Origin of the sequence: Cyanobium usitatum str. Tous, assembly GCF_003011885.1 — a bacterium.
GTDB lineage: Bacteria > Cyanobacteriota > Cyanobacteriia > PCC-6307 > Cyanobiaceae > Cyanobium_A > Cyanobium_A usitatum.
In genome coordinates, this window is sequence record NZ_PXXO01000007.1 from 153,380 (window position 1) to 164,093 (window position 10,714).

11 protein-coding genes are annotated in these 10,714 nt (G+C 63.8%); 6 read left to right on the forward strand and 5 right to left on the reverse strand.

Annotated features, from left to right (window positions below):
- Positions 1-323: 323 nt before the first annotated feature.
- From C7K55_RS07965 to C7K55_RS07985, 5 genes are read left to right on the forward strand one after another with little or no spacing between them, the layout of a single operon-like run.
- On the forward strand, positions 324-2,231 hold the full coding sequence (locus C7K55_RS07965) for an NAD(P)H-quinone oxidoreductase subunit F (RefSeq protein WP_106502873.1): 1,908 nt from the start codon (positions 324-326) through the stop codon (positions 2,229-2,231).
- Entirely contained in the window at positions 2,228-3,700 is a 1,473-nt protein-coding gene (locus tag C7K55_RS07970; RefSeq protein ID WP_106502874.1) for an NADH-quinone oxidoreductase subunit M, read from the forward strand. The genes C7K55_RS07965 and C7K55_RS07970 overlap by 4 nt, the downstream gene beginning before the upstream one ends.
- Positions 3,697-5,001, forward strand: coding sequence for a CO2 hydration protein (locus tag C7K55_RS07975; RefSeq protein WP_106502875.1), 1,305 nt, complete (start codon positions 3,697-3,699; stop codon positions 4,999-5,001). Before C7K55_RS07970 ends, C7K55_RS07975 begins: the two co-directional genes overlap by 4 nt.
- A 10-nt stretch (positions 5,002-5,011) precedes the next feature.
- A complete protein-coding gene (locus C7K55_RS07980) occupies positions 5,012-5,413 on the forward strand; it encodes a fasciclin domain-containing protein (RefSeq protein WP_106502876.1) in 402 nt (133 codons plus the stop codon).
- 33 nt (positions 5,414-5,446) lie between these two features.
- Positions 5,447-6,622: a cation:proton antiporter gene (locus C7K55_RS07985; protein WP_161956149.1), complete on the forward strand. Its 1,176-nt coding sequence runs from the start codon at positions 5,447-5,449 to the stop codon at positions 6,620-6,622.
- Between the two features lie 9 nt (positions 6,623-6,631).
- On the opposite strand, the gene bioA is transcribed toward C7K55_RS07985, so the two are convergent.
- The 5 genes from bioA to C7K55_RS08005 all read right to left on the reverse strand — a co-directional run bounded on the left by bioA (position 6,632) and on the right by C7K55_RS08005 (position 9,320).
- On the reverse strand, positions 6,632-7,906 hold the full coding sequence (gene bioA / locus C7K55_RS07990; RefSeq protein ID WP_106502878.1) for an adenosylmethionine--8-amino-7-oxononanoate transaminase: 1,275 nt from the start codon (positions 7,904-7,906) through the stop codon (positions 6,632-6,634).
- Between the two features lie 4 nt (positions 7,907-7,910).
- Positions 7,911-8,126, reverse strand: coding sequence for a sigma factor-like helix-turn-helix DNA-binding protein (locus tag C7K55_RS07995; protein ID WP_106502879.1), 216 nt, complete (start codon positions 8,124-8,126; stop codon positions 7,911-7,913).
- A 150-nt stretch (positions 8,127-8,276) separates the two neighbouring features.
- Positions 8,277-8,435: a hypothetical protein gene (locus tag C7K55_RS13765; RefSeq protein WP_193486226.1), complete on the reverse strand. Its 159-nt coding sequence runs from the start codon at positions 8,433-8,435 to the stop codon at positions 8,277-8,279.
- 77 nt (positions 8,436-8,512) lie between these two features.
- Positions 8,513-8,878, reverse strand: a complete 366-nt coding sequence (locus C7K55_RS08000; RefSeq protein WP_127432010.1) for a hypothetical protein — start codon at positions 8,876-8,878, stop codon at positions 8,513-8,515.
- A gap of 13 nt (positions 8,879-8,891) precedes the next feature.
- Positions 8,892-9,320, reverse strand: a complete 429-nt coding sequence (locus C7K55_RS08005; RefSeq protein WP_106502881.1) for a DCC1-like thiol-disulfide oxidoreductase family protein — start codon at positions 9,318-9,320, stop codon at positions 8,892-8,894.
- Positions 9,321-9,378: 58 nt separating this feature from the next.
- Here C7K55_RS08005 and C7K55_RS08010 point away from each other — a divergent pair, with 58 nt between their 5' ends.
- A complete protein-coding gene (locus tag C7K55_RS08010; RefSeq protein WP_106502882.1) occupies positions 9,379-10,578 on the forward strand; it encodes an NAD(P)-binding protein in 1,200 nt (399 codons plus the stop codon).
- Positions 10,579-10,714 lie beyond the last annotated feature (136 nt).

A 10,714-nucleotide genomic window follows, 5' to 3' on the forward strand; every position in this document is an offset into this window, starting at 1 on the left:
TTGTTCGAGTGGGTTGCTGCAATCGCTGCAGATCAGCATCTTCTTAGAGCGCCCCACCTTGGTGAGTAGGCGGCAGCCGCATTTTGGGCAGGCCATGGTTTTTACAAAGTGGAGAAGTTTTTACAGAGTGGAGGAGTTTGGAGCTGAGAGGGACTCCAAGTGATCTCGACGATTGATAAGCACTTCTACTGACACCGATTGGATTTGATCTACTTTTGCCGCCCCAAGCCGATGCGTCTGTTTCTATCGTTACCGATCCGCAGGCGTATTCGTCATCTTTCACATGCCTGAGCCGTTGAGATTTCTATTGCCTGGTTGACACGATGACTGTTGCTCTGCTTCAAACCGCCTGGTTGGTTCCTTTCTATCCCTTGCTGGCGGCCCTTTTGTCGCTGGCCTGGTCGCCGGGGGTGATCTCCCGCACCGGCCCGCGCCCCTGCGGCTACCTCAACTTGGCCATGGTGGCCGTGGCCTTCAGCCACAGCTTGCTAGCGCTAACGGCCTTGCACACCAATGCCGCTGCTGGGGCCCAGGCCCTCTATAGGCCCGTGAGCTTCAGCTGGACCTGGCTCGAGACGGCAGGGCTAAGGGTCGGCTTCGACGGGCTGGTGACCGAGCCAGTGCTGATCGCCATGACCGTGATCACCGGCTTGCACCTGCTGGTTCAGATCTACGCCATCGGCTACATGGAAATGGACTGGGGTTGGCCCCGCTTCTTTGGCTGCCTGAGCTTCTTTGAGGCGGGTCTGTGTGGTCTGGTGCTCACAGATTCGGTGTTCTTCAGCTACGTAATTCTCGAGTTGCTAACCCTGGGCACCTACCTGATCGTGGGCACCTGGTACAACCAACCCCTGGTGGTGAAAGGGGCTCGCGACGCCTTTCTCACCAAGCGCATCGGCGACCTGATCTTGCTGGCGGGGGTAATTGCCCTGTTGCCGGTGAGCGGCACCTGGAATTTTCATGGCCTGCAGGGATGGGCCGCCGATCTCACCAACAACGGCCAACCCCTGCCGGCCGGATTCACGTTGATCCTGCTAGCCCTGATCGCCGGCCCCATGGGCAAGTGCGCCCAAATTCCACTGCACCTCTGGCTGGATGAGGCCATGGAGAGCCCCCTGCCCTCCACCGTGCTGCGCAACTCGGTAGTGGTGGTTGGTGGTGCCTGGGTGCTGCTGCGCCTGGAGCCCCTCATCGAACTGAGCCCGCTGGTGCAGGCCGTGCTGGTTGCCGTTGGCGGCACCACGGCGGTGGTGGCCTCGCTGATTGCCCTGGCTCAGGTGGATGTCAAGCGAGCCCTCTCCTTCTTGGTGAGCAGCTGGCTTGGTTTGCTGTTTGTGGCGGTGGGTTTGGGTGGCACAGCGGTGGCCGATCACCTGCTGCTCGTTTATCCGCTGCCGATGGCCCTGATCCTGATGTCCATTGGCACCATCGTGATCAGCAACGTGACCCAGAACCTCACCCAGCTGGGTGGGCTTTGGAGCCGGCGGCCGCTGATGGGCCTGGCTTTCCTCACCGGGGCTGCTGGCCTGATGGGATTGCCTCCCTTCGCCAGTTTTGCCGCCTTGCGCGAGCTGCTCGCTCTCACAGCAGCCAGCGGCCACCCCTGGCTGCTGGGTGGCTTGGTGCTGCTCACCAATTGCCTGATCAGCGCAGGCTTGATCCGTGTATTCGGCCAAATCTGGGGCGGTCGCCCCACACCCTTCACCCAGCGCTCCGCCGAGGTGTTGTGGTTGATGGTGTTGCCCACCACCGTGTTGATGGGTATGGAGCTGCACCTGCCTCAATTGTTGGTGCGCAATGGCGTATTCAGCCTCACTCCCCTGCCCGGTTGGGGACCGCTGGCCTGGCCTCTTCTCGTATCCACCCTGGTGGGAGGGGGCTTCTCCGCTGCCTTCTACCTGCGGCCCCACGGCCTGGCCCGGCTGCCCCAGGCCCTATCAGGCCTGCAGGAGTGGCTCGCCCATGACATGCAAACCGAGCGCTTTTATCACCGCACCGTGGTGGCCCTGGTGCTGGCTCTAGCCCGCTTTGGCGCCTGGAGTGATAGCCGCCTGGTGGATGGTTTCAGTGGTGGCACCGGGGCCGCAGCCATGGCTGGAGCCCGCCGGCTAAGCCTCACCACCTCCGGCCGCTCCCAGGCCTATGCCCTCAGCCTGGTGCTGGGGGTGCTGCTGATGGCTGCCTGGCTGTTGGCCAGCCCCGCACCCTTACCCCTGTCCTTGCTGCCGTGACCTCTTCCCCGCTGCTGCTACTGCTGCTGATCCCCGGGGTTGCGGGTTTGCTGCTTTCCCGATTGCCGGAGGGTCGTCCCGCCCTGGTGCGCTCCCTGGCCGCCCTGGCCGCCCTGGCCCAGTTTTTGGTTGGGGTGTACTGCTGGCTGCAGCCCCCCGCCGACCTCAGCCTTACCTGGTTGCCTCGCCTGGGCCTTGCCCTGGAGCTCGGTCTCGATGGCATCTCCCTGCCCCTGGTGCTGCTCACCGCCCTGCTTACTGCTATGGCGGTGTTGGCCTCTCCTGCCGACCAGGGCCGCTCGCGCCTCTACTTCTCCTTAATGCTTGCCACCAACTTCGGTGTGGTGGGCGCCTTCCTCGCCCGCAATGCCTTGTTGTTTGTGCTGGCATTTGAACTGGTGTTGATCCCCACCACGCTGCTGGTGGCTATCTGGGGAGGGGAGCGACGAGCAGGAGCTGCCACGCGCTTCCTGCTTTATGGCGCAGTTTCTGGCCTCAGCCTGCTTGGTGGGGTACTGGCCTTCGGTTGGTTGGGTCAGGGCGCGGCGAGCAGCACCGTGAGCTTCAGTTTTGAGGCCCTGGCGGCAACGCCCCTCGCTCCAGCTGCCCAGGCCTGGGTGCTGGCCCTGCTGCTGCTTGCTTTTGGCCTGAAGTTGCCCGTGGTGCCGCTGCACGGTTGGCAACCTTTTAGCTACAGCCAGGCACCGGCTCCGGTGGTGATGTTGCTGGGGGGGGCCGTTTCCAAACTTGGTGCCTACGGCCTGCTGCGCTTCGGTGTGGGCCTATTGCCAGACGCCTGGACCGCTTTTTCCCCCTGGATCGCTGCTGCTGGTGCCATTAGCGCCGTGTATGGCGCCCTTAACGCTGTTGCGGCTACAGATATGCGCCGCCTGATGGCCTACAGCTCGCTTGGCCATATGGGCTTGCTGGTATTGGCTCTGGCTGCCGCCACCCCCTTGAGCCTGCAGGGGGTGATGGCTCAGGTGATTGCTCACGGCTTAATAGTGGCCCTGCTATTTGCCTGCGTTGAGCTAATCCAGCGCAAGACCGGCACCACGGTTATTGCCGAGCTATCCGGCCTGCTCAATCCGATTCGGGGCCTGCCATTCACGATGGGTTTGTTGTTGCTTGCCCTGATGGCCGCCGCTGGCATTCCCGGACTGGCTGGCTTCCCTGCAGAACTTCTGGTGTTTGAGGGCAGCTGGACCGTCTTTCCCAGGGCAACGTTGGTGTGCCTGGTGGCCTCTGGTTTTACTGCTGTTTATGCGGTGCGGCTATTCAATCGGGTTGGTTTTGGCCGGCTCGATAATTCCCGAGCTGACTGGCAGGGCACCAGCCTGGGCGAGCGATTGCCGGCCGTTGTGCTCACCCTGCTGGTGCTGCTCACCGGCCTATGGCCCCTAGGCCTCACCGGCTGGAGTGAAACCGCCACCGCTGCCCTTGCCCTCCGCACCCAACTGCCCGTATGACACCCATCGTTTCGACCCCGGGTGTCCGCACACCCCTGATTCCTCCCTCAACCCATCCCTACGCAGAGGTGATCCACCGGCTTGAGGCGGGAGGATCAATGCTGCCTGATACCCCCGAGAACCTGCAGCAGATCATCGGTATCTATAAGGCCTACGCCGTGCCGATGGATTTTTATTGGCGCGATCTTTTATATATAGCTGAGCGGGTATTTCTCAATCCGCTTCCCGCATTCAAGTATTTTATTTCTAAGGAGTATCTCGATCTCCCCAATAGCTACGCCGGTGATCAATCCAAGCTGAGGATCTGGCGTGGCGGTGAAAAGGCCCATCCGGAGCTACTGGAGTTTATGGAGCGGGGTGAGACCCGCCGCATGCCCAAGCTGCTGCATCACCTTTGGCACGACCGGGTGAATATGGAATTTGCCGAGGCCTGCATGCAGGCCATGTTCTGGCACCAGGGCATGGGAGGCCGCTTCAACGACTTCCTGGAGGGCGACGTCTACAAGGCCAATGCGGATCGGGCGATCAAGGCCTACTTCAAGGGCAATTTGGTGATGCTGGGGCTCTATAAGCTGTTCCCGGATATGTTTATGGAGCAGGTCAAGCAACTCTCCTTCTACGCCAACCTCGGCCTGTTCTGGGAGGTGATGGCGCCGGTGTTCTTTGAGATGAGCGACCTCTACGACGAGGGGAAGCTCACCTCCGTTCCCGAGGCGATGGACTTCCTCGTCAACGGCATCTTCGCGGTGGCGGGGCGGCCGATCTACCACCATGTGTTCATCCGGGGCGAGTGCTTCGAGATCATTCCCAAGAGCGAGGGCTTCACCTGGCTCTATGAGGCGGCGTTGCCCTATGTGGAGGCGGTGTTTTACCGCACCTCACCTTTCCGCGGCACCAAGAGCTACAACGCCCAGGCCTATCAGGTGCCGGCTGATCAAGCCGACTTCCACTACGGCATCCTCTATGCCGATGTGTTCCCGGTGGGATCCGCCGGCATTCCTCCCACCTTATTAATGCAGGACATGCTGCATTTTCTGCCTCCCTATTTGCAGGAGATGTACAAGACCCACAAGCGCGGTGAGGAAGACCAGCTGATCCAGTTGGGCATCACCTTTCAGCGCTCGATGTACAACGTGACTTCGGCAGTGATCCAGGCGTTGCGCTGTGCCTTGCTCTATCCCCTCGACGACACCGACCCGGAGCATCTTGCGGCCAACCGCCGCTTCTTTGAGGCCCAGATGGATCGTTTCCTGCGGCCCGAGGCGCGCCTTCCCGACATTCAAACCCAGGATTACCGCTAGGAGAGCTGCCATGGCCACGATTCTGGAAACCGCCCTCGCCGCCGGCGCCTTCAACACCCTGCTGGCGGCCGTCGATGCCGCCGGCCTGCGCGGCGCCCTGGAGGGCCCGGGCTCCTTCACGGTGTTTGCCCCGGTGGACGATGCCTTTGCTGCACTGCCTGCGGGCACGGTGCAAACGTTGGTAGACAACCCACCCCAGTTGGCTCGAATCCTCAAGTACCACGTGCTGGCTGGTGCCTACACCCGCGAGGCCCTGGTGGCCCAGGCCGAGTGGCCGAGCTTGGAGGGGGCTCCGATCCCGATCCGCCGTAGCGAGCCCTTTGAGGTGAAGAACGCCACAGTGGTAACCGCAGACATTGCCTGCGACAACGGCATTGTGCACGTGATTGATCGCGTGATCCTGCCGGGCTGATCCACCTTCGCCACCCTCGCCCCGCTGGCTCCCTTGGGTTCCTCCCTGCTCACGACCCTGCTGCTGTTGTTGGTGGGGGCCCTGCTGGCCCGGTTGACGGCAACCCGGCTCGCCCGCTGGGCGGTGCCGGCGATCGTGCTGGAGCTGGGAGTGGGCTTTGCCCTAGGCAACACCGTGCTGCCATTCGAGCAGATCCGCTCCCTCTCCGGTCTGCTGGAGCTGGGGGTGCTCACCCTGTTTTTTCAGGTGGGTCTGGAGGTGCGCGGCGGCTTGTTGGGCTCCCGGCCAGCGGCAGTGCTGCGCACGGTGTTGCTCTCGGCGCTGACGCCGCTGCTGGCCTGGTGGCCGCTGCAGCAGGGCTTCGGTCTCTCCACGGCCACCACCCTGCTCTTTGTGGCCGTGCTCAGTGCCACGGGCACCGGGGTGACCCTGCGGGCCCTAGGCCAGCTTGGTGCCTTGAAAACCCCCTCCGGTCGCCTGCTGGTGGGGGTGTCGGTGCTCGACGATCTGCCTGCCATCGCCCTCCTCACTGGCTCCATGCTGTTGGCGGGCGCCGGTCAGGGTGGTGTTGCCGGTTTGGCCGGGTCAGGTTGGCTGGTGCTGCTCGGTCCGGTCTTGGCCCTGCTGAGCGTGCCGCTGTCGAGCTGGTGGTTGCGGCGCCACGGGCCCTGGCAGCCGGGGCCCCTAGGAATGTTGCTGCTGTTGATCGGCTGCAGCTGGATCGGTGAGGTCACCGGGGTGACCAGCCTGCTTGGGGCGCTCTGGGGTGGGGTGCTGTTCAATCGCCTGGCGCCGATGGGGGAAGGGAGCACCGAGGCCAGCGAGCTGCGGGGCAACCTGGCCCTGCTGTCGGAGGTGTTTCTGCCCCTCTATTTCCTAGGGGTGGGGATGCGCATCCAGGCGGCCACCCTGTTGCAGCCCTCGGCCTGGTGGCTGGCCCTGGTGCTGTTGCTGCTGGCGATTGGCTGCAAGTTGATCTGCGGGCTTGGTATCAGCAGCCGAGATCAGGCGGCCGGGGTGGATCGCTGGGTGGTGGTGTTTGGCCTTATCCCCCGGGGCCTGCCTGGTCTGGTGTTTGCCTCCACGGCCCTGGCCAGTGGGGTGATCACCGCCGCCCAGTTCTCTGCCTTAGTGCTGATGGTGAGTGGTACCACCGTGCTGGGTCTGCTGTTGCTGGGCCGGCGTCTGTCGACCCTGCAGGCTGGATAGCTAGGGGGTTCAGACCGGCATCAGCGTATCCATCGCCTGCTTCACCACTGAGTAGCAGCGATCTAGCTGGTCTTCGTTGATGCCCAGGGGCGGCAGCAGATACACCACGTTGCCCAGGGGGCGTAGGTACACGCCCTGTTGCAGGCAGTGGCGCTGGATCTGCTTGCCCACGGGATTGAGGTAGCTGGCTTCGCCGGCGTCCACATCCCAGGCCGCCATGGTGCCGACGCAGCGGGGGCGCCGCACCAGCGGGTGTCGGGACAGAACTTCCAGCAGTGGCGTGTGGCGCACCTCGAACTGCTGGAAGCGCTCGGGGTTGGCCTGGAGCAGATCCAGGCTGGCCAGGGCCGCTGCACATCCCAGGGGATTGGCGGTGAAGCTGTGCCCGTGGAAGAAGGTGGCCTCCGGCCGTTCGCTGATGAACCCCTGATAGAGGCGCTCGCTGGCCATCGTTGCCCCCATTGGCAGGAAGCCACCGGTGAGGCCTTTGGAGAGGGCCATCAGGTCGGGCTGAATACCGGCCCGCCGGCAGGCGAACAGGTCGCCGGTGCGGCCGAAGCCTGTGAACACCTCATCGGCAATCAGCAGGGCTCCAGCAGCCTGGACCCGCTCGGCCACCGCCCGCAGGAAGGCCGGCCGCACCACCCGCATGCCGCTCGCCCCCTGGATCAAGGGTTCGAGGATCACGGCCGCGGTGGGCGTCTCTAGGGCCTGTTCGAGTTGGCGAAGGGCGACCTGTTCTCTTTGCTCCACTGCGTCGTCGCCCCAGTGGCTGTGGGGCCAGGCCACCCGGGCTACGGCAAATAGCAGTGGCTCATAGGGGTCGGTGAACAGCGAGCGCTCCCCCAGAGCCATCGCTCCGAAGGTGTCGCCGTGGTAGGCCCCCTCAAAGGCGATCACCTGGCGGCGTTCGCTGCCCTGGTTGCGCCACCACTGCCAGGCGATCTTGAGGGCTACCTCCACGGCGGTGGAGCCGTTGTCGGAGAAGAACAGCCGCTCGAGGCCCGTGAGCGCACTGATCCGAGTGGCGAGCTGCTCGGCGGGTTCGTGGCTGAAGTTGGCGAAGATCACCTGCTCCAACTGCTGGGCCTGACGGGCGATCGCCGCCGCAATGGCTGGCTCGGCGTGGCCGTGCAGGGTGACCCACCAGCTGCTGATCGCGTCAATCAGGCGGCGGCCATCGCTGAGCTCCAGCTCACTGCCCCGGGCTGAACGCACCTGCAGCGGCTCGGGGCTGCTGGCCACCTGGGTGGTGGGATGCCAGAGGTGGGGGTGCCAGGTCATGGGGTCAGGCTTCAAGGTGATCAATGAAGCGCACCGAAAGTCGCCGGATCAAGGCATTGTTTCGTCTCTCCCGCCCACGGGCCGTGTCTCGTGTGTCGCCCATCTGCCGGGCCGTGGAGCTCACGCTCAAAGGTTTCCCTGCTGCTATTCCGTAGCGCAATCGCAGCAGCTCGGCTTCCTGTTTTGGCAGTTCATTGAGCAGCTGAAGCCGCCAGGGCATTGTTGATGGCGTCGCGAATCAACCAGGTGGCGTAGGTGGTAAAACGCTAGCCCCGGCTGGGATCGAATCGTTCGGGTGGAGCGACCACGCCGAGATGGACTCTCCTCAGCCGATCCGGGCCACTGCCCGTGGTGCAATCCCTGAGGAATTTCAGCCGTTGCTGGAGTGACCCGGTGCCCACTGCTGGATCAGCTGTTCGAGGCGTACCAGCTGGTAGCGGGTCTGCTCGTTGGGCTGTTGGATGTAGGCGCTGCGCAGGTGATCGAGCTCGGCGTCGAGCGAGAGCAGCACGGGGTGGTTCTCGTTCACGGAGCAAATCCAGGACCTACCAGCAAATCCTAAGCCTTTATTAAATTTCGGGGATGGCCGGTCAGTCCCCGATTGGCTCAGGCTCCGATTGGCAGTGGGCCGTCCCGGTCGGAGCGGAAGGTGAGAGGCATGGATGGCACATGTCGCTGAATCAACTCCAGCAGCAGCTTGAAAACCTCGCGGGTGTGGGGGGCGGTAGTGCCCATGGCTTCGCGACTCAGCAGCACCAGCTCCAGCACCTTGCCATCTGCTTTTGATTGCACATCGGCGAAAAGCTGCATGCGCTGGGTTTCACCGCCGCCGCGGATCATGGCGCTGAGGTGGGCTGGTGTGCGGTGCTCGATCTCCGCTCTGAGACCCTCTAGTACAGGCTGGAGGGCCTCCAGCATGGCGGCGGCCTCCAGCGGCACGCCGGGTTTGAGCACCACTAAAAACCGCGCCACAGCCACTCCCTTATCAATTCACGCTACCTGTTGCAGCCTGCCCAGCTGGTTGGTCCGGATCCAGAGGTAATCCCTGCACGGCCAGGGCGAGGCGCCGGGCCAGCAGCAGCACCGGGTAAAGGCGCTTTGCTCTTCCCGGTGTGGCGAGGAGCGGGCCGAGCAGCTGCAGCAGGGTGGCGCTGGGCTCCAGCCGGCTGCAAATCCACTGAATCGCCTCGGCTCCATGCAGCACCCGGCCCTCTGCCAACACCACGGCACCCCGGCTCAGGTCCCAGCCCTGCTGCCGCAGCTGCCGCCTCAGTTCGCTATCGCTGCGGCCATCGCGGATCGCCAAGTTCGGGATGCCACTGCGCAGTTCCGCCAGCTCCGCGAAATGGCGGCAGAAGGGACAGCCTCCGTCAAACACCAGTACCGGATGGTCAAGTGCCGGGGGGCCAATCATCGGCTGCAGCCTTGGAGATCGCTGTCATCCTGAAGGCCTAGCGGTTTAGTTGTTGTGTATGCCCAGCTCGGGCCCGGAATCCATCGCCGTGATCGGGGCCGGGGTATCGGGCTGCGCTTTCGTTGCCCAGCTGCGCCGCTTGGGTTACACTGGAACCTTCAGCCTTTGGGAGACAGGGCGAGGCCCGGGCGGACGGGCCAGCACCCGGCGCTCCCGCCAGGATCGTGGGCTGCGCATCGATCACGGCGCGCCCCTGCTCAACATCACCGGCGCAATGGAGCCGCTGTTGTTGCAGCCCCTGCTGGCGGGGGGCTGGATTGAGCCTTGGCCTGGTTTGATCGCCCAGCTCCAGGGGGAAGCGACCCTGCGGCCAGGCCAGGCTGATGCCCTGGGGCTCGGCCAGCTCTACCGGGGTCGGGGTGGCATGGATCATCTCTGCAAAGGACTGTTGAGCCTTGCCGGCGAGGCTGGCGAAGCGTGGCAACCCCACTACGGCACCCTGGTGCGCCACCTCGATTGGAAGGATGGTCTCTGGCAGCTGCTGGATCGGGAGGGGGAGTTACTGGGGCAGGCCCATTGGCTTGTGCTGAGCAGCACCCTGCTGGCCCATCCGCGCAGCAGGCAGATCTTTGGCTGGGAGGAGGTACCCCTCAAGCAGGCTGCAGAACGGCTGGGCGACCTCCGGCTGGAGCATGCCCTCACTGTGATCGCCGGCATCCGCGCTGAGGCCCGCAGCAATCTGCTGGTGCTGCTTGAGGCAGCCGCGGCAGGACCTTGGGCCAGTCTTCCTTTCAGCCTGCTCCATTTCGATGCGGCAGCCCAGCAGCGCTGGGGGCTGCAGCGGATCACCGTTCAGCCCTTGTCCGACGGTCGCTGCGCCGTGGTGGCCCACTCCAGCCACTCCTTTGCCGCCGATCACCTTGATGTCTATGGCACCCATTCCGCCGTGGCCCGCATGCTTCAGCTGCCCCCCGATGAGGGCCGCGAAGATACGGTGATCGCTGCCCTCACCACCGCTCTTGAGCAGGTGATGGCCCCCTGGTTGCCTGGCCTAAACCTGGCCACGGCTGATCGCCAGCTGATGCGCTGGGGTGCCGCTTTTCCCTTGGCGCCCGGGCTGCCCTCCGAACTCAGTTGCTGCCCAAGCAGCCGGGTGGGATTCTGCGGCGACTTCATTGCGGGGGTGGGATTTGGGCGGATTGAGGGTGCCCTGCGCAGCGGCGAACAGCTAGCCCACGAGCTTTGTGCACTTGCCTAAGGAATCTCTGGACAAACGGGGTTTGAGCCGGAGGCAGTGAGCAGAAAAGAGTGCCTTTTACCGTAAATTGCCTCTGAGGCCCTTTTCAGAGGACTTTTGATCTCCTGTTCAGCCACTTTGGGCTGGTTTTGAAGCT